Below are 18,186 nucleotides of genomic sequence, written 5' to 3'. Positions count from 1 at the left end.
AAACCGACGATACGCCGGGTATGTGCGTGATGCGCCTTTAGGCCCTGTATGGTCTGGACCTCTGGCTCGCTACCGTGGCAGGGAGCGGGGCCGGTAAGGGGAGGACGCACAGGGTGACAGTTCTGAGGACGGCCGTCGTGGCCACGGTGATGACGGCCGGTGTGCTGCTCGGCGCGACCGGGTGCACGGAGGACGTGACCGGCGCGGGCGGTACCGGCGGCGGCAGCGGCGCGCGAGGCGGCGGGGGCGGCGGGGGCGGCGGGGGTCCGGCGCTCGCGGCCGCGGAGTCGCTGACCGTGAAGGGGCGGGCGCCCAAGACCGGGTACGACCGGGACAAGTTCGGCAGTCCGTGGGCCGACACCGACTCCAACCACTGCGACACCCGCGACGACATCCTCAAACGCGACCTGGAGGACGTGGAGTTCAGCGACGGCCACTGCAAGGTGGCCTCCGGTGTCCTGGACCCCGACCCCTACAGCGGCAAGGAGGTCACCTTCGTGCGCGGGCGCAGCCAGGTGGACGTCGACCACGTCGTCGCCCTCTCCGACGCCTGGCAGAAGGGCGCCCACCGCTGGGATGCCAGCAAGCGCGTCGCCTTCGCCAACGACCCCCTCAACCTGCTCGCCGTCGACGCGGGCACCAACCGGTCCAAGGGCGACGGCGACACCGCGACCTGGCTGCCGCCGAACAAGTCGTACCGGTGTACGTACGTCGCCGCCCAGGTCGCCGTGAAGAAGAAGTACGGGCTGTGGGTGACGTCCGCCGAGCAGGGCGCCATGAAGCGGGTGCTGTCGGGGTGTCCCGACCAGACCCTTCCCACGGGCGGCAACCCGACCGCGGCGCCACCGCGCTTCCACGCCGACTGAGGGGGCGGGGCGGCTGCTGGGGACCGGTTGGGTCGAGAAGCCGGTTCGGCCGGGGCCAGGGGCGGTCAGCCCGCGAGGTCGTCCAGGTCGAGGATCTCGCCCGTGGGGCGCTCCGCCCGGACCGGCTCGTCGTGGTCGGAGAAGGTCAGCGCGCCGGGGTCGTCGGCGCCGGTGCTGTCGACGCGGAGCAGGTAGGGCTCGCCCTCGGTGGCGACGTACAGCGTGTACCGGTCCTTGCCGTCCTTCTCGTCCAGCACGATCGCGGGCGTGCCGTCGACCTCCGTCGTCCTGCCGCGCGTGGCGTCCGAGTGCACCCGCTCCTCGCCGCCGAGGAGGGTGTCGAGGTCGCAGAAGCCGGTGATCTCGTCCATGTCCTCGCCGGTCGCGGACATGCTGGTCCACTTGCCCGCCAGCAGCGCCACCGCCGCGTCGGTGTCCGCCTGGGGCTCGCCCTCGCCCTGGGCGCGCAGGAAGCCCTCGTCGTAGCGCATGTAGACGGTGTCGCCGGTCCTGATCAGGTCGGCCTTGCCGCCGTCCATGCCGAGGGTGCCCGCGCACTCGCCGTCCTTGTCCATCGCCATGTCGAGGCGGATCGTGCCCCCGGACGACTCGTCCGGGACGTCGCCGGTGACGCGCAGGGACTGGGCGCCGACGGTGGCGTCCAGCGCCCGTTCGGCGATCTCGCCGCCGGTCAGGTCGGGGAAGGGTTCCGGCGACTTGCTGGCGGGGCTGGCGGCGGACCGGTCGGCCTTGCCGCCCTTACCGGCGGCCTTGTCGTCCGCCGTGTCGTCGCCCGACACGCAGCCGGTGAGCGCGACGGTGGCGGCGGCGGTGAGGCAGAGGGCGGTGAACTTCGTCAGCGGGGTGAGCGGGGTGAGCGGGGTACGGCGCATGGCGATTCCTTGGTGGTGGTGTGGGTGTGGCTGGGCGCGGCTGGTCAGCCGGTCTTCTTCCAGTCCTGGCAGCCGGTCGTCTTGAAGTAGGCGTCGGAGGCGCCGATCGTCACGACGGCCGAGCCGGAGACGTTGTCGTTGGCGACGATCGAGTCGAGCGAGTGCTCGGCGTCCTTGGCGCGCTCCCAGTAGCACATGTCGTCCGTGTTGCCGGTGGACTTGTAGGTGCCGGGCGCGATGTCGGCGCCGACCCGGAACATGCCGCCGTCGCCCGCCATCGTCGTCGCGGGCGAGCCTCCCTGGGCCTTCGCCTTGGGGTCGACGGCCTCCCAGTCCGCGCAGTCGCTCGTCTTGAAGAGCTTGTCGGTGGCCTTGACGGTGACGTACGAGGTGCCGGTCACGTTGTCGTTGGCCAGCAGGGAGTCCAGTTCGCCGGAGGCGTCCTTGGCGCGCTCCCAGTAGCACAGGCCGTCGTCGTTGCCGCTGGTGCGGTAGGTGCCGGGCTGGATGTCCGAGCCGACCTGGAAGTCGCCGTCCCCGTCGAAGGCGGCCTTCTTCTCCTCGGCGGCCTCCTTCTTGTCCTCGGCCTTGTCCTCGGTGCCCTCCTTGCGGTCGGCGGACGTGGAGGAGCCCTTGTCGGTGCCGGACGCGCGACTCGCCGAGCTGTCGGTGCCGCCGGTGCCGCCGGAGTCGCTGCCGCCGCCGTTCGCCGAGACGGCGCCGATGATGACGGCGCTCACGACGACGCCGAGCGCGACCTTGGCCTTCATGCCCATGGCTGTTTTCCCTCCCCAAAGCGGCGACCGCCTCGTTCCGACGGATCGCTCGTTCGCTGGGTCAATAACAGCAGAGCTTGTGAACCGAGTCAACACGGTTCGGGTCCATGGTGGTGCACAGTCGTGAAGTGATGGGTCTTGTGTACGGCGGTAAGCTCGGCGTCACATGTGAAGCGGGCGGGTGCGCGGACGAGGGGAGTGCGGCGGGTGCAGGACAACGCGACAGAGGTGACCGCGGCCGGGATCGCCCGGCTCGCCGGGGTCGGCAGGGCCGCCGTGAGCAACTGGCGGCGCCGTCACGCCGACTTCCCCAAGCCGGTCGGCGGCACCGAGACCAGCCCGTCCTTCGCGCTCACGGAGGTGGAGGACTGGCTGCGCCGCCAGGGCAAACTCGCCGAGGTCCCGCTGCGTGAACGCGTCTGGCAGCAGATCTCCGGACACCCCGAGGGCCCGGTCACCGCCCTGCTGCACGCCGGGTGCGCCCTGCTGCTGATCCACGACCGCCCCACCGACTGGCTGCACGTGAGCGCCGGTTCGGACGAGCGGCTCGCGGCGATGCTGCCGGGGGCGCTGGGGCCGCTGATCGCGGGCAGGTTCAACGGTGTTGGTGGCGGTGGCGGTGCCAGCGCCGGTGTTGGTGCCGGTGGCGGTGTGAACTCCCCGAACGCCGTTCACACCCCCACCAGCCCCCACCTCCTCCCCTCCACCCCCCTCAGCCCCCACCTCCTCCCCTCCACCCCCCTCCTCCGCGGCGTCGCCGAACTCGCCGCCGAGCTGGGCGCCCGGCAGACCTTCGAGTTCCTGCTCGGTCGGCACCTCGACGCCAACCCCCGCCAGTACACGCTCACGCCCGCCGAACTCGCCGCCCTGATGGCCCGGCTCGCCGGTCCCGCCCGTACCGTCCTCGACCCCGCCTGCGGCACCGGCGCCCTGCTGCGCGCCGCCGCCAGCCGCCCCGAGCAGGAGCTGTACGCGCAGGACAGCGCCCCCGACCTCGCCGCGCTCGCCGCGTTCCGGCTCGCCCTGCACACCCCGCCCCCCGACGCCGTACGCGCCGCCGTCGGTGACACCCTGCGCGCCGACGCCTTCCCGGAGCTGCGTGCCGACGCCGTGCTGTGCCACCCGCCGTTCAACGAGCGCAACTGGGGGCACGACGAACTCGCCTACGACCCCCGCTGGGAGTACGGCTTCCCGGCGCGCACCGAGTCCGAGCTGGCCTGGGTGCAGCACGCGCTGGCCCGGCTCGCGGACGGCGGCACCGCCGTACTGCTCATGCCGCCCGCCGCCGCCTCCCGCCGCTCCGGCCGCCGGATCCGCGCCGACCTGCTGCGGCGCGGCGCGCTGAAGGCCGTCGTCGCGCTGCCGGTCGGCGCGGCGCCGCCGTACAACATCCCGCTGCACCTGTGGGTGCTGCGCCGCCCCGACCGGGCGCCCGCGCAGCCGGAGGTGCTGCTCGCGGACATGGGGCAGTTCGCCACCGAGGGCCGCGGCGGGCCGGACTGGCGGGCGGTGCGGGAGGCCGTGCTCGACGCCTGGCAGGACTTCGACCGGGCGGGCACGCTGGCCGAACGGCCGGGGCTGGCGCGCTCCGTGCCGGTCATCGAACTCCTCGACGACGACGTCGACCTCGCCCCGGCCCGGCACCTGCCGCCGCCGACCGAGGCCGACGGCGCCGAGGCGCTCGTCGACGTGCGCGAGCGGCTCGGTGAGACGCTGCGCCTGACCGCCGACCTCACCCCGCCGCCCGCCGCCCCGGCCCGGCCCGCCCGCTGGCCGCTGACCACCGTCGGCGAACTCGCGCGCGGGGGCGCGCTGGTGATGCGCACCGGCGGAAACGGCGGCCACGCGCGCGTGCCCGTCCTCACCGACACCGACGTCCTCGCCGGAACCGCCCCGTCCGGCACGCTCCCGCCCAGCGACGAGGAGGCCGTGCTGACGGAGGCCGGGGACGTCGTCGTGCCCGTGCTCGGCGGGGGCGCGGTCGCGCGCGTGATCGACGAGGCGACCGCGGGCGCCGTCCTCGGCCGCAGCCTGGTGCTGCTGCGCCCCGACGGCACGGCCCTCGACCCGTGGTTCCTCGCCGGGTTCCTGCGCGGCACCGCCAACAACCGCCAGGCCAGCAGCTACGCGTCCACCGCCACCCGTCTCGACGTACGGCGGCTCCAACTGCCCCGCCTCCCGCTCGACGAACAGCGGCGCTACGGCGCCCGGTTCCGCGCCCTGGACGAGTTCGAACGGGCGCTGCGGCACGCGGGACGGCTCGGCGACCAACTGGTGCGCGGCATGTACGACGGCCTGACGGACGGCACGGTCGCCCCTGGGTGACGCTCACGGCGGCCCGTCCGAGAACAACGGTTCGGTACAACCCGTACAACCCAGGACCGGTTGTCCGTGTCGACCGATACGCTCGAACCGACAATCGCACGACCGGCGTCGCAGGACCCCGGACGGACGCACAGGCCCACCTCAGGCACCCCAGGAGCAGTCATGCATGGCCTCGGCTACACGCAGCCGGTGAAGCAGCCGCCCCCGACGGCGTTGCTGGTCTTCCTGCGTGTGCTGTTCGTGGGGCTCGCGATCCTCAGCTTCGGCTTCCTGACGTGGGCGATGCAGCTCCGCCTCGCGATCGTCACCCGCCGGGTCCACGACTGGGTGCTGCTGGCCGTCGTCCTGGTGGCGGAGGTGGTCGCCCTCGTGCTGATCGGCTCCGAGCCCGGCGACGAGATCCACACCCCGGGCGGCTGGTTCGGCCTCGCCCTGCTGCTGGGCACCCTGGTGGCCGACATCGCGTACTACCTCGCGGCCGACGTACGCCACTTCCACCAGCTCCGGTACGGCGGTTACGCCCCCCAGCCCGCCCCGGTGGCGTCCTACGGCTTCCCGCAGCCGACCCCGGCCCCGACGCCGTACCCGGCCACCACGCTGCCGCAGACGCCGCCCGCGCCGTCCACCCCGCCCGTCGGACAGCACCCGCACACGCCCCCGCCGATACCCACCCCGCCCCCGCGGCACCCCGGCCCCGCGCCCGCGCGCATCGACCAGGTGCGCGCCGAGCTGGACGAACTGAGTGACTACCTGCGCCAGCAGGACGGCGGGCACGAGGGCGGAAGGTGACCGTGGCGGCGGGACGTGTCGTCGCCGGGCGCTACGAACTGGCCACGCTGATCGGCCAGGGCGGCATGGGCCAGGTCTGGACGGCCTACGACCGGCGCCTCGACCGGCGCGTGGCGGTGAAGCTGCTGCGCCCCGACAAGGTGGCCGGACAGGAGGCGGAGGAGCTGCGCCGCCGCTTCGTGCGCGAGTGCCGGGTCACCGCGCAGGTCGACCACCCCGGCCTGGTGACGGTGCACGACGCGGGCAGCGAGGGCGAGGAGCTGTTCCTCGTCATGCAGTACGTCGACGGGGCCGACCTCGGCGACCACCTCGCCGAGCACCAGCCGTACCCGTGGCAGTGGGCGGTGGCGGTCGCCGCGCAGTTGTGCGCCGTCCTGAGCGCCGTACACGCGGTGCCGATCGTGCACCGGGACCTCAAGCCGCGCAACGTGATGGTGAAGCAGGACGGCACGGTCACCGTGCTGGACCTCGGCGTGGCCTCCGTCATGGACACCGACACCACCCGCCTCACGCACACCGGCTCCCCGATCGGCTCGCCCGCCTACATGGCGCCGGAGCAGGCGATGGGCGGCGCGGTGGGCCCGTACACGGACCTGTACGCGCTCGGGGTGCTGCTGCACGAACTGCTCAGCGGCGAGGTCCCGTTCGCGGGCTCCACGGCCCTCGGCGTGCTCCACCGGCACCTGTACGAGCCGCCGCTGCCGGTGCGCCGACTGCGCCCCGAGGTGCCGGAGGCGCTGGAGGCGCTGGTGCTGCGGCTGCTCGCCAAGGACCCGCAGCACCGGCACGGCAGCGCGCAGGAGGTGTACGAGGAACTGGCACCGATGCTGCCCGCGCGCGGGATGCCGACGGGGGCGCCGCTGGACCCCACCCGCCCGTTCCTGCGCCCGCACGCCCCCTGGCCGGACCGGGCGCGCACCCCGGCGCCGCAGCCCGCGCCGCCGGTGCCGTCGGCCGCCGAGAAGGCGGAGAAGCCGGACGTCGCGCGGGCGGTCGACGAGGTGAAGCGGCTGCTGGGGGAGGGCCGTATCACGCAGGCCGTGGACATCCTCGGCGCGATCCTGCCCGCCGCGGCCGAACAGCACGGCGAGCACTCCCCGGTGGTGCGCACCCTGCGCAAGCAGTACGCCGCCACGCTGATGGACGACGGCCAGTACCGGCGCGCGCTGCCCGAACTGCGCCGCCTCGCCGACGAACGCGCCGCCGAGGCCGGGCCGTCCGACCCGCAGTCCCTGCGGTTCCGCTACGAGGCCGCCCAGTGCCTGGAGCAGCTCGGGGAACCGGCGGCGGCGCTCGCCGGGTACCGGGAACTGCTGCCGTACTACGAGAACCAGTACGTCTCCGGTGACCCCGAGCTGGCCCACGACGTGCGCCGCCGCATCGGGCACCTGCTGCTGGCGCTCGGTGACCGGGCGGCGGCGCACGACACGCTGGTGCGGCTGCTGCACGACGTGGAGCGGACGCGGGGCCCCGGACACCCGCTGGCGGCGGAGGTCCGCAGGACGCTGCACTGGCTCGGGCAGGTGCGTTAGCCGCCCCCGCGCGGGGTCAGTGGTCGTTCTCCAGGTGGAGCTTGAGGAGGTCCACGCCGTAGTCGTTGCCGTTGGGGGTGCGGACGATGGTGTGGATGTGCTGCTGGGTGGGGTCGCCCTGGGGGCCGCCCGGCCCACCGGCACCCGGGCTCGCGGGAGCGGTGGGGGACGCGGTGGCGGCGGCGGTGGCCGTGCTGCCGTCCTCGCCCTCGTGGTAGGCGTGTGGGGACTGGGCGTCGTACTCGATGAGGATGACGGGGCTGTGGACGCGGTAGTAGAAGGCCGAGTCGTCCTCGTACGCGCCGACCCAGTGGAAGTACGTGTCGTCCAGGTGCTTCTCCAACTCGCGCATCCGCACGCGCGCGTGGCCCTCGTCCATCCGGCCGACGTAGACCTCGACGAGGTCGAGGAGCAGTTGCTGCTGACGGCGGTTGAGTGCGGAGCCCTTGAGGCCCTTGTACGGGATCACCGCGTTGTCCTGGCCCGCCCCGGCGGCCATGTCCTCGCCGCCCTTGGCGTCGGTGGAGAGGGCGGTGGCGAGCTGGGTGGAGCTGAGCGAGCGCAGCATCTTCAAGCCCGCGGCGGTCTCCTCCCGGAAGAGGTCGTAGGAGACGCCGCCGTAGGTGATCTTCGTGGGTTCGGAGCCGACGAAGTTCGGGGTCATCACGACCTGGTCGCCCAGGACGAAGTAGTTGACGATCAGGTGGTGGCCCTCGAACTGGAAGCCCCAGGGGTCCTTCGCGGACGGCGTGCCCATCACGGTGAACCAGTAGGCGTCCTTGTTGAGCGCCTTGGAGGTGTCGCCGCTGTACTCGCCGAGGAAGTGGTTGATCTGGCGGATGCCGTCCGCCTGCTTCAGGCCGCGCGCCGACAGGGCGGCCTTGAGCAGCTTCATGGCGAGCGCGTACTGCTTCTCGGTCAGGTCGCGCAGGGCGACGCCCTCGCGGTCGTTGGAGTCGACGTTGGTCCAGTCGAGCCACTGGTCGGCGTCGATGTCGAAGAGGGTGGCCGACTTCTGCTCGTCGGTGAGCGCGTCGACGAAGGACTGGGCGGCGCGGACCACCGGGGTGGTGGAGACGCCGGTGGAGTGGATGGCGTACAGGTCCTCGACGACGGTGCCGTCCGTGGTGACCCCGACGAAGTCGTCGTAGGCGACCGTCTGACCGAAGCCGCCGCCCGCGGGCGGTCCGGACGGGGCCGCGCTGGCGGTGGCGTCGGCGGTGCTGGCCTCCTCCGCCCCGGCTGACACGGCGGCGTAACCGCCCATGACCGCGACGGCGGAGACGCCGCCCGCGAGCAGGGCCTTGTTCATGAACCACCGGCGTGAGCGGTGGGCTCCGTGGGTGCGCGGCCTGTGTCCGTGGGTGGAGTCCGGACTGGCGCCTGGGCTGGTGTCTGGAGTGATGTCATTCACGGTGTCGAAGATTTCGTCAACAATTAGCAGGAGCATGGCAAGAAGCTGTGCGTGCGCTAGGAATCAGCGCGGGAGGGCTCGCGGGGGGCTCGGGCCGGGACTGAGGCCGGGGCCCCGGGCCGGGACTGGCGCCGGGGCCCGGGCCAAGGCTGGCGCCGGGTCCGGGGCCGGGGCTGGCGCCGCGGCCGGGCAAGGGCCGGTGCCGTAACTCCTGATGAATCGTTGGTCCAATGGGTTGGCCAGAGCTTCCCGGCTGCCTACCATCGATCATCGCAAGACTTTGTGCACCGCCGCACAATCTCCCCTGGAGGTCTCCTTGCACCGCCGCCGTCGCACCGCGCTCGTCCTCACCGCCGCGCTCGCCGCCGCGGCCCCCCTGCTCACCGCCTGCGGAAACGACGCGCATCCGGGCGCGGCGGCGGTCGTCGGCGGCCAGCGGATCACCGTCGCGCAACTGGAGGACCGGGTCGACGAGGTGCGCTCGGCGCAGCGCGCGGCGATCCGCGACGACGCGCAGTACGCGCAGGCCATCGCGGGCAGCGGCGGTCTGGCCCGGGACACGCTGCACGGCATGGTCCTGGACAAGGTGCTGCACCGCGCCGCGCGGGACGCGGGCATCACCGTCAGCCGCAAGGAGGTCCAGGACATGCGCTCGGGCCTGGAACAGCAGGTCGGCGGCGCGGAGGCGCTGGAGACGGCGTGGCTCCAGCAGTACGGTGTCGCCCCGGAGCGCCTCGACGAGAACCTGCGGCTCCAGTTGGAGGCCCAGAAGCTCGCCGCGAGCCTGGGCACGGACACCAGCCAGCCCGCGTTCTGGAAGACCCTCTCGGAGGCGTCCAGGCAACTGAACGTCGACCTCAACCCGCGCTACGGCTCCTGGGACGTGGAGAAGGTCAGCCGGGTGGACGCGAAGACGCCGTGGGTCCGCGAGGTGACGGCGGCGACGCAGCCGGAGCGGCCCGCGTAGGAGGGGCGGCGGTCGGGCGGGCGTCAGGGGAGGTCGGGAGGCCGAGCCGAAGCGGAGGTCGGGCGGCCGAGTCGAGGCAGATAGAGCGGATAATCCGATGATCGCCTGCGGCTGTGGATAACTGGAGGAGCCGGTCGGCGGGGTGGGTTACGTTCGGATCGTGAACGCAATCAGCCCCGCAGCCGTCACCGAGGCCGCCGACCCCGGCCGTGTCGTCCTGCTCACCACCAGCCACCGGGTCGCACCCGGCCTGCTGTCCTGGCCCGCCTGGCAGGCGCTGCACGCCGCCGACCAGGTGCTGTGCGCGGACGGGGCACACCCGCAGGTGCCCTATCTGCGCGAGGCCGGGATCACCGTCTTGGAGGCGGCGCCCACCGCCGAGGAACTCGTCGACGCCTGCGCCGGAGGCCGCACGGTGGTCGTCGTCGCCACCGGCGAGGGCGAGCCCGCCCTGACGGACGGCCTGGCCCGGCTCGCGGGCTCCGGCCGCGTCCGGATGCCCGACCTGGAACTGCTCCCCGCCTCCTACGACCTGCCCGGCGCCCGCCTCCTCGACCTGGTCCAGGTCATGGACCGCATCCGCGCCGAGTGCCCCTGGTCCTCCCAGCAGACCCACAAGGGCCTGGCCAAGTACGGCATCGAGGAGGCGTACGAGCTGGTCGAGGCCATCGAGGACGGCGACCGCGACGAACTCCGCGAGGAACTGGGCGACGTCCTGCTCCAGGTCGTCTTCCACGCCCGCATAGCCGAGGACGACGCGGAGGCGCCGTTCTCCATCGACGACGTGGCGGCCACCCTCGTCACCAAGCTCATCCACCGCCACCCGCACGTCTTCGGCGACGAGACGGCCACCACGCCGGAGGAGGTCAAGGAGCACTGGCTGCGCACCAAGGCGGTCGAGAAACAGCGCACCTCCATCACCGAGGGCATCCCCCTCCACCAGCCCGCCCTGGCCCTCGCCGCGAAACTCGCCTCCCGCGCCCGCACCGCGTCCCTGGACATCCCCCTCCCCGAGGGCGAGGGCATCGGCTACACCCTCCTCGCCCTGGCCGCCCAGGCCGAACGCGAGGGCATCGACCCAGAATCCACCCTCCGCGCGGCGGCCCGCGCCTACCGGGACGCGATCAGGGAAGCGGAGGGCTGAGGGCTGAGGGAGGGAGGGGAGGGGAGGGGGAAGCCCCCACGGGACGGCTACCGTCAGAGGGTGACCGACCAGAGTGCCCCGCACGACGCCCCCGCTCCCGCCCCCGCCACCCCCGCTCCCGCCCCCGACCTCTTCACCTGGGAGTTCGCCGCCAATCCCTATCCCGCCTACGCCTGGTTGCGGGAGAACGCGCCGGTGCGGTGGACGCGGTTGCCGAGTGGGGTGGGGGCGTGGTTGGTCACGCGGTACGGGGACGCCCGGCAGGCCTTGGCGGATCAGCGGCTCAGTAAGAATCCCGCGCATCACGACGAGCCCGCGCACGCCAAGGGGAAGACGGGCATTCCCGGCGAGCGCAAGGCCGAGTTGATGACGCATCTGCTGAACATCGATCCGCCGGATCACACGCGGCTGCGGCGGCTGGTCAGCAAGGCGTTCACACCGCGCCGGGTGGCGGAGTTCGCGCCGCGGGTGCAGGAGCTGACCGATGACCTCATCGGGCGGTTCGCCGGGCGGGGGAGCGCGGACCTCATCCATGAGTTCGCCTTCCCGCTGCCCATCTACGCCATCTGCGACCTGCTCGGCGTCCCCCGCGAGGACCAGGACGACTTCCGCGACTGGGCGGGCATGATGATCCGGCACCAGGGCGGGCCGCGGGGCGGCGTCGCGCGGTCGGTGAAGATGATGCGGGGCTACCTCTCCGAGCTGATCCACCGCAAGCGGGAGGCGCTGCCCGCCGAGCCCACCCCCGGCGAGGACCTGATCTCCGGGCTCATCCGCGCCTCCGACCACGGTGAGCACCTCACCGAGAACGAGGCGGCGGCGATGGCCTTCATCCTGCTGTTCGCCGGATTCGAGACGACCGTCAACCTCATCGGCAACGGCGCCCTCGCCCTGCTCACCCACCCCGAGCAGCGCGCCCGCCTCCAGCGTTCCCTGGCCGCCGGGGAGCGCGACCTGCTCGCCACCGGCGTCGAGGAACTCCTCCGCTTCGACGGCCCCGTGGAACTCGCCACCTGGCGGTTCGCCACCGGGCCCCTCACCCTCGGCGGGCAGGACATCGCCGCGGGCGACCCGGTCCTCGTCGTCCTCGCCGCCGCCGACCGGGACCCGGAGCGGTTCGCCGATCCGGACACGCTCGACCTGTCCCGGAGTGACAATCAGCACCTCGGCTACGGCCACGGTATTCACTACTGCCTCGGCGCCCCGCTCGCCCGCCTCGAAGGACAGTCCGCGCTCGGCACCCTCCTCACCCGGCTCCCGGACCTCCGACTCGCCGTGGAACCAGCGGAGTTGAGGTGGCGCGGCGGGCTCATCATGCGTGGACTGCGCACCCTGCCCGTGGAGTTCACGCCCCTTCAGCCGGAAGGGGCGGAGCGTTCTCCGGAGCAAAGTTGACACCTCGGCGCAAAGGTGACACGCGCTCAACTCTGTGATCTTCACGTGATCTGCGCGGCATTAACTTGTGACAAGTGATCGTCTGCCGATACGTTCACCCATCAACGCGACGCAGCAGCACCATGCGCCGCGCTGGTCACCGCTGTCTTGCGAAAGGTCCCGACATGCTCTCCGGGAACGGTCGTCACCGTCGCCCCCGCCAGGCTCCGGCCCTCCTCGTCGCCGCCGGAGTCACCGGTTCCGCCATCGCCATCCCGCTGCTCGGCGCATCCGGCGCCAGCGCCGCCGACGGCACCGTGTGGGACCAGGTGGCCGAGTGCGAGAGCGGCGGCTCCTGGAGCGCGGACAACGGCAACGGCTACTACGGCGGCCTCCAGATCTCGCAGGACGACTGGGAGTCGTACGGCGGTCTCGACTACGCGGCCAGTGCCGACCTCGCCAGCCGCTCGCAGCAGATAGCCGTCGCCGAGCGGATACTCGCCGACCAGGGCCCCGGTGCCTGGCCCGCCTGCGGGCTGCTCTCCGGACTGTCGAAGGACGCCGGTTCCGCCAACGTCGACACGGGGCTCGCGGCGGACTCCCCGGCGCCCTCCGCGTCGTCCGGCGACTCCACCGGGTCCTCCGACTCCGCTGACTCCAGGTCAGAGGACACGGACGGCAGCGGTAAGAGTACGGACAAGTCGCCCAAGTCCGACAAGTCCACCGACGCGGACGATTCCGACGCGACCTCCGACTCCGACCCGGACGCCGACACGCCCTCCGGATCGACCTCCGACGCGGACTCCGTCGCCCCCCACAACTCCCCCTCCGCCACCACGAGGAGCGACGACTCCGACAGTTCCCTCCAGGGTGGCGACTCCTCGGACGCCAGCACCGGCGGCGGCCGTCACCGCGGCGACAGCGCCGACGAGGACCCCGCCGAGGGCGCCCGCGCCGCATCCTCCGGCCGCCACGCGTCCCGTGACGCCTCCCGCGACGCCGCCACCGAGTCCTCCACCGCCGCCGACGGCTCCTACACCGTCCAGCCCGGGGACAATCTGACCTATATCGCCGACTCCCTTGACCTCAAGGGCGGATGGTGCGCGCTCTACGAGGCCAACGAGGACGCCGTAGGAGCCGACCCGGACCTCATCCTTCCCGGTCAGACCCTGGAAGTAGGGGTCGAAACGGGCGGAAAGTAGCGGGAGTTAAGGGCGCACTTCGCACGTAATGTCCGGTTCAGTGGAAGTGTGGGATGAGTCTCAGAAGCCCTGATCGTCTTTGAAATTCCGCGGATCGCGTGTCTACGGTCATGACCGCTCGCCAACACGAGCCCCGGCCGCCGCAACGCCGAATCCTGCCAGTGGCCGCCCGGGAACAGTCGTCGCGTCAAGCGCCGCAGGCAGGAGCGGGGGACCCAAGGTAGGCGCCGGAACCGGCGGTTGAGGAAACTCACCGCCGAACCGGCTAGGGGTGAAGCCGCGCCTCTCGTAAAGAGAGGTGTGGCCGGGCAACTCAACCGGCCCGAACCCGACAGCTCACCTCGCAGGCGTCGGTGAGGGGATCATCCATGCTGTTTTCCGGCAAGGGCAAGCACCGCCGTCCGTCCAAGACCGTCCGCGCCATCGCCGTCGTCGGCGTCACCGGGGCCGCGGCCGTCGCCGCCCCGCTGATGGCCGCTGGCAGCGCCTCCGCCGCCACCGCGTCCGAGTGGGACGCCGTCGCCCAGTGCGAGTCCGGCGGCAACTGGTCCATCAACACCGGCAACGGTTACTACGGCGGCCTCCAGTTCTCGGCCTCCACCTGGGCCGCGTACGGCGGCACGCAGTACGCCGCCACCGCCGACCAGGCCAGCAAGGCCCAGCAGATACAGATCGCCGAGAAGGTCCTCGCGGGCCAGGGCAAGGGCGCCTGGCCGGTCTGCGGCACGGGCCTGTCCAGCGCCGCGTACAACGGCGGCGGCGCCACGGACACCGGCTCCGGCGCCGGGGCCACCGACACCACCACCCGCGAGACCGAGCAGCCGAGCACCTCCCGCTCCGCCGAGCGCCCGGCCGCGAAGCAGACCGTCACCCCCCCGACCGGCAAGAAGGTCAAGAAGGGCGACGGCGAGTACAAGGTCGTCAAGGGCGACACGCTCAGCACGATCGCCGCGGAGCACGACGTCAAGGGCGGCTGGGCGAAGCTGTTCAAGCTGAACGACGACATCGTCCAGGACGCCGACCTGATCTACCCGGGCCAGCAACTGAACCTCAAGTAGGCCCGTAGCGGTCCAGTCACGTAGGCCCGTAGCGGTCCCGTGGCCGTACAGACCCCCCGCCCCGGCGCGTGTCCCCCCGTACGCGCCGGGGCGGGGTGTTTCACGCCCGCTTCCGGTAGCCGTCCGGTTCCCTTCCCGTAACCGTCCGGTCCGCTCTTTGTTCCGTTCGGAAACAATTTACTCTCGGTTCTGCTCTACCGGGGGTCGGAGGGCGAGCCGACGGCCCCCGGCCGGTTAGGCTCAGGACGCAGCACCCACCGCGGTACTGACGCAGCACCCACTGCGGTACTGCTGACCCACGTCACATCCATGAAGGAGATGCTCGTGCCGTCCATCGACGTCGTCGTAGCCCGGGAAATCCTGGACTCCCGAGGCAATCCCACGGTCGAGGTCGAGGTCGGCCTCGACGACGGCAGCACCGGTCGTGCCGCCGTCCCGTCCGGCGCCTCGACGGGCGCCTTCGAGGCCATCGAGCTGCGCGACGGTGACCCCAACCGCTACCAGGGCAAGGGCGTCGAGAAGGCCGTCCTCGCCGTGATCGAGCAGATCGGCCCGGAGCTGGTCGGCTACGACGCCACCGAGCAGCGCCTGATCGACCAGGCCATGTTCGACCTGGACGCCACCGACAACAAGGGCTCCCTCGGCGCCAACGCCATCCTCGGCGTCTCCCTCGCCGTCGCCCACGCCGCCTCCGAGGCCAGCGACCTCCCCCTCTTCCGCTACCTGGGCGGCCCCAACGCGCACCTGCTGCCGGTGCCGATGATGAACATCCTGAACGGCGGCTCGCACGCCGACTCCAACGTGGACATCCAGGAGTTCATGATCGCGCCGATCGGCGCGGAGTCGTTCTCCGAGGCGCTGCGCTGGGGCACCGAGGTCTACCACACCCTCAAGAAGGTGCTGAAGGGCAAGGGCCTGGCCACCGGCCTCGGCGACGAGGGCGGCTTCGCCCCGAACCTCGGCTCCAACCGCGCGGCCCTTGACCTCATCCTCGAAGCGATCAAGGAAGCCGGTTACACCCCCGGCGAGCAGATCGCCCTCGCGCTCGACGTGGCCGCGTCCGAGTTCTACAAGGACGGCTCCTACGTCTTCGAGGGCAAGGAGCGCTCCGCCGCCGAGATGACGGACTACTACGCCGAGCTGGTCGAGGCGTACCCGCTGGTCTCCATCGAGGACCCGCTGTTCGAAGACGACTGGGCGGGCTGGCAGACCATCACCGAGCGCCTCGGCGACAAGGTGCAGCTCGTCGGCGACGACCTGTTCGTCACCAACCCCGAGCGCCTCGCCCGCGGCATCGAGGAGGGCGCGGCCAACGCGCTGCTGGTCAAGGTCAACCAGATCGGTTCGCTGACCGAGACCCTGGACGCCGTGGAGCTGGCCCAGCGCAACGGCTTCAAGTGCATGATGTCGCACCGCTCCGGTGAGACCGAGGACGTCACCATCGCGGACCTCGCCGTCGCCACCAACTGCGGCCAGATCAAGACGGGCGCCCCGGCCCGCTCCGAGCGCGTCGCCAAGTACAACCAGCTCCTGCGCATCGAGGAGATCCTCGACGACGCGGCGGTGTACGCGGGCCGCAGCGCGTTCCCGCGCTTCAAGGGCTGAGCCTGGAAGCTGGCAAGGCGTAGCCAGTCGTACGTACGTCCCCGTACCCGGTCCCGTACCGTGTGCGGGGACGTACGCGCGTGTGCGGCGGGACGAGACGGAGGCGGGGCATGGCCGTGAAGGACCGGGACCGGTTCTCCACCACCACCAGACTCAAGCTGCTCGGTGAGCAGACGGCGGCCCGCGTCTACCGCTCACAGACCCGCCGCCAGGCCCGCCGCTCCCGCCTCACCGGCCGCGCCGCCCTGCTCGCCCTGGTCGTCTGCTCGCTGGTCGTCGCGCTCGCCTACCCGATAAGGCAGTACGTCGCCCAGCGCGCCGAGATCGCCGACCTGGAGCGGGAGAAGCGGCAGGCCAGCGAGCGCGTCGAACAACTGCGCGACCAGAAGGCGCGGTGGCAGGACGACGCGTACGCCGAGCAGCAGATCCGGCAGCGACTGCACTACGTGATGCCGGGGGAGACCGGTTACGTCGTGATCGACCCGGACGCGGCCAAGCGGGCCCGCGCCGACCTGGGCGCGGCCGACCGCCCCTGGTACTCGAACGTCTGGGACGGCGTCGACAAGTCAGACGCCGCCGACCGGTAGCCTCCCCGCGCCCGACCGCTACTCTCCCCGCGCCGACCAGTGACACCGTCGAGAAAGACTCGTAGAGATTCCTATGGACACGCCCCCGCCCTCCACCCCGCGCACCGAGCCCACCGACGCGGACGTCGAGGCGTTCAAGCAGCAGCTCGGACGTCCGCCACGCGGCCTGCGCGCGATCGCGCACCGCTGCCCGTGCGGCCAGCCGGACGTGGTGGAGACGGCGCCGCGGCTGCCGGACGGCACGCCGTTCCCGACGCTGTACTACCTGACGTGCCCGAAGGCGGCGTCGGCCATCGGCACGCTGGAGGCAGGCGGCGTGATGAAGGAGATGACGGCCCGCCTGGAGAGCGACCCGGAGCTGGCCGCCGCGTACCGCGCCGCGCACGAGGACTACATCCGGCGCCGGGACGAGATCGAGGAGCTGACGGGCTTCCCGAGCGCGGGCGGGATGCCCGACCGGGTGAAGTGCCTGCACGTCCTGGTGGCCCACTCGCTGGCCGCCGGTCCCGGCGTGAACCCGCTGGGCGACGAGGCGCTGGCGATGCTGCCGGAGTGGTGGCGCAAGGGCGCGTGCGTGAGCACGCCCACGACGACCGAGGAGGACGGCAAGTGACCCGCGTGGCCGCCATCGACTGCGGTACGAACTCGATCCGCCTGCTGGTCGCGGACTGCGACCCGGCGACCGGCGAACTGGTCGACCTGGACCGCCGTATGACGATCGTCCGCCTCGGCCAGGGCGTCGACCGCACCGGCCGCCTGGCCCCCGAGGCGCTGGAGCGCACGTTCGCGGCGTGCCGCGAGTACGCCGCGGTCATCAAGGAGCACGGCGCCGAGCGGCTCCGCTTCGTCGCCACCTCCGCCTCCCGGGACGCGGAGAACCGGGAGGACTTCGTGCGCGGGGTGCTGGACATCCTGGGCGTCGAACCCGAGGTGATCAGCGGCGACCAGGAGGCGGAGTTCTCCTTCACCGGCGCGACCCGCGAACTCACCGGTCGTACGGACCTCACCCGCCCCTACCTGGTGGTGGACATCGGCGGCGGCTCCACGGAGCTCGTCGTCGGCGACGAGGGGGTGCGCGCGGCCCGCTCGGTCGACATCGGCTGCGTACGGATGACGGAACGGCACCTGGTGCGGGACGGCGAGGTGTCCGACCCGCCGACGGAGGAGCAGATCGCGGCGATGCGCGCCGACATCGTGGCGGCCCTCGACCTCGCCGAGGAGCAGGTCCCGCTGCGCGAGGCGCACACGCTGGTCGGCCTCGCCGGTTCGGTGACGACGGTGTCGGCGATCGCCCAGGAACTCCCCGAGTACGACTCGACAGCCATCCACCACTCCCGCGTCCCCCGCACCCGCGTCCGCGAGATCACCGACTGGCTCCTCCACTCCACCCACGCCGAACGTGCCGCCGTCCCCTCCATGCACCCGGGCCGCGTCGACGTGATCGCCGCGGGCGCCCTGATCCTCCTCACGATCATGGAACGCGTCGGCGCGGAGGAGGTCGTGGTGAGCGAGCACGACATCCTCGACGGCATCGCGTGGTCGGTGGCGTAAGGGCCGTGACGGACGGCCACGGACGCCACCGTTGAGCAGGTCGTACGGCGTTTGAGCGGGGTGGAGGGGTGGATTCCGGGGGTGCGGTGACAGGCTGTCGGAA

16 protein-coding genes and 1 riboswitch are annotated in these 18,186 nt (G+C 72.2%); of the genes, 13 read left to right on the top strand and 3 right to left on the bottom strand.

All coding sequences use genetic code 11. From position 1 onward, the window contains the following. The first annotated feature begins 149 nt into the window (after nucleotides 1-149). A complete protein-coding gene (locus ACFQZ6_RS14785; protein WP_381618318.1) occupies nucleotides 150-866 on the top strand; it encodes an HNH endonuclease family protein in 717 nt (238 codons plus the stop codon). 65 nt (nucleotides 867-931) lie between these two features. Here the strand turns inward: ACFQZ6_RS14785 and ACFQZ6_RS14780 are convergent, their stop codons facing one another. Both ACFQZ6_RS14780 and ACFQZ6_RS14775 read right to left on the bottom strand, forming a co-directional pair. After that, nucleotides 932-1,759 carry a hypothetical protein gene (locus ACFQZ6_RS14780; RefSeq protein ID WP_381608601.1) on the bottom strand — a complete coding sequence of 276 codons (828 nt, stop codon included), beginning with the start codon at nucleotides 1,757-1,759 and terminating at the stop codon, nucleotides 932-934. A 44-nt stretch (nucleotides 1,760-1,803) separates the two neighbouring features. Then, on the bottom strand, nucleotides 1,804-2,535 hold the full coding sequence (locus tag ACFQZ6_RS14775) for a hypothetical protein (protein ID WP_381608599.1): 732 nt from the start codon (nucleotides 2,533-2,535) through the stop codon (nucleotides 1,804-1,806). A 207-nt stretch (nucleotides 2,536-2,742) separates the two neighbouring features. On the opposite strand from ACFQZ6_RS14775, the gene ACFQZ6_RS14770 reads away from it, so the two are divergent. The 3 genes from ACFQZ6_RS14770 (at nucleotide 2,743) to ACFQZ6_RS14760 (ending at nucleotide 7,181) form a co-directional block, all read left to right on the top strand. Next, entirely contained in the window at nucleotides 2,743-4,860 is a 2,118-nt protein-coding gene (locus ACFQZ6_RS14770) for an N-6 DNA methylase (RefSeq protein ID WP_381608596.1), read from the top strand. Nucleotides 4,861-5,022: 162 nt separating this feature from the next. Continuing rightward, on the top strand, nucleotides 5,023-5,649 hold the full coding sequence (locus ACFQZ6_RS14765; RefSeq protein WP_381608593.1) for a hypothetical protein: 627 nt from the start codon (nucleotides 5,023-5,025) through the stop codon (nucleotides 5,647-5,649). Between the two features lie 38 nt (nucleotides 5,650-5,687). After that, the gene (locus ACFQZ6_RS14760) at nucleotides 5,688-7,181 is read left to right on the top strand and encodes a protein kinase domain-containing protein (RefSeq protein ID WP_381618315.1); all 1,494 of its coding nucleotides are present in this window, start codon (nucleotides 5,688-5,690) and stop codon (nucleotides 7,179-7,181) included. 16 nt (nucleotides 7,182-7,197) lie between these two features. On the opposite strand, the gene ACFQZ6_RS14755 is transcribed toward ACFQZ6_RS14760, so the two are convergent. Then, a complete protein-coding gene (locus tag ACFQZ6_RS14755) occupies nucleotides 7,198-8,493 on the bottom strand; it encodes a DUF3500 domain-containing protein (protein WP_381608589.1) in 1,296 nt (431 codons plus the stop codon). Between the two features lie 418 nt (nucleotides 8,494-8,911). Here ACFQZ6_RS14755 and ACFQZ6_RS14750 point away from each other — a divergent pair, with 418 nt between their 5' ends. The 9 genes from ACFQZ6_RS14750 (at nucleotide 8,912) to ACFQZ6_RS14710 (ending at nucleotide 18,083) form a co-directional block, all read left to right on the top strand. Continuing rightward, entirely contained in the window at nucleotides 8,912-9,562 is a 651-nt protein-coding gene (locus ACFQZ6_RS14750; RefSeq protein ID WP_381608586.1) for a SurA N-terminal domain-containing protein, read from the top strand. 160 nt (nucleotides 9,563-9,722) lie between these two features. Continuing rightward, a complete protein-coding gene (locus ACFQZ6_RS14745) occupies nucleotides 9,723-10,706 on the top strand; it encodes a nucleoside triphosphate pyrophosphohydrolase (protein WP_381608584.1) in 984 nt (327 codons plus the stop codon). A 60-nt stretch (nucleotides 10,707-10,766) separates the two neighbouring features. Next, nucleotides 10,767-12,101, top strand: coding sequence for a cytochrome P450 family protein (locus tag ACFQZ6_RS14740; RefSeq protein ID WP_381608581.1), 1,335 nt, complete (start codon nucleotides 10,767-10,769; stop codon nucleotides 12,099-12,101). Between the two features lie 164 nt (nucleotides 12,102-12,265). Further along, entirely contained in the window at nucleotides 12,266-13,282 is a 1,017-nt protein-coding gene (locus ACFQZ6_RS14735) for a transglycosylase family protein (RefSeq protein WP_381608578.1), read from the top strand. A 182-nt stretch (nucleotides 13,283-13,464) separates the two neighbouring features. Beyond that, a riboswitch (cyclic di-AMP (ydaO/yuaA leader) is annotated at nucleotides 13,465-13,647 on the top strand. A 3-nt stretch (nucleotides 13,648-13,650) separates the two neighbouring features. Further along, nucleotides 13,651-14,340, top strand: coding sequence for a transglycosylase family protein (locus ACFQZ6_RS14730; RefSeq protein ID WP_381608575.1), 690 nt, complete (start codon nucleotides 13,651-13,653; stop codon nucleotides 14,338-14,340). A gap of 324 nt (nucleotides 14,341-14,664) precedes the next feature. Further along, complete coding sequence (gene eno, locus ACFQZ6_RS14725; protein WP_381608572.1) at nucleotides 14,665-15,945, top strand: phosphopyruvate hydratase; 1,281 nt, start codon at nucleotides 14,665-14,667, stop codon at nucleotides 15,943-15,945. A 110-nt stretch (nucleotides 15,946-16,055) separates the two neighbouring features. Further along, nucleotides 16,056-16,532, top strand: coding sequence for an FtsB family cell division protein (locus ACFQZ6_RS14720; protein WP_381608569.1), 477 nt, complete (start codon nucleotides 16,056-16,058; stop codon nucleotides 16,530-16,532). Between the two features lie 73 nt (nucleotides 16,533-16,605). Next, nucleotides 16,606-17,145, top strand: a complete 540-nt coding sequence (locus ACFQZ6_RS14715; RefSeq protein WP_381608566.1) for a DUF501 domain-containing protein — start codon at nucleotides 16,606-16,608, stop codon at nucleotides 17,143-17,145. Then, nucleotides 17,142-18,083 (top strand): Ppx/GppA phosphatase family protein, encoded by a 942-nt coding sequence (locus ACFQZ6_RS14710; RefSeq protein ID WP_381608563.1) that lies wholly within the window; start codon nucleotides 17,142-17,144, stop codon nucleotides 18,081-18,083. Before ACFQZ6_RS14715 ends, ACFQZ6_RS14710 begins: the two co-directional genes overlap by 4 nt. Nucleotides 18,084-18,186 lie beyond the last annotated feature (103 nt).

This window comes from Streptomyces flavalbus, assembly GCF_042674625.1.
In the GTDB taxonomy this organism is placed as follows: Bacteria; Actinomycetota; Actinomycetes; order Streptomycetales; family Streptomycetaceae; genus Streptomyces; species Streptomyces flavalbus.
This window is presented reverse-complemented; position numbering and strand designations above follow the sequence as displayed.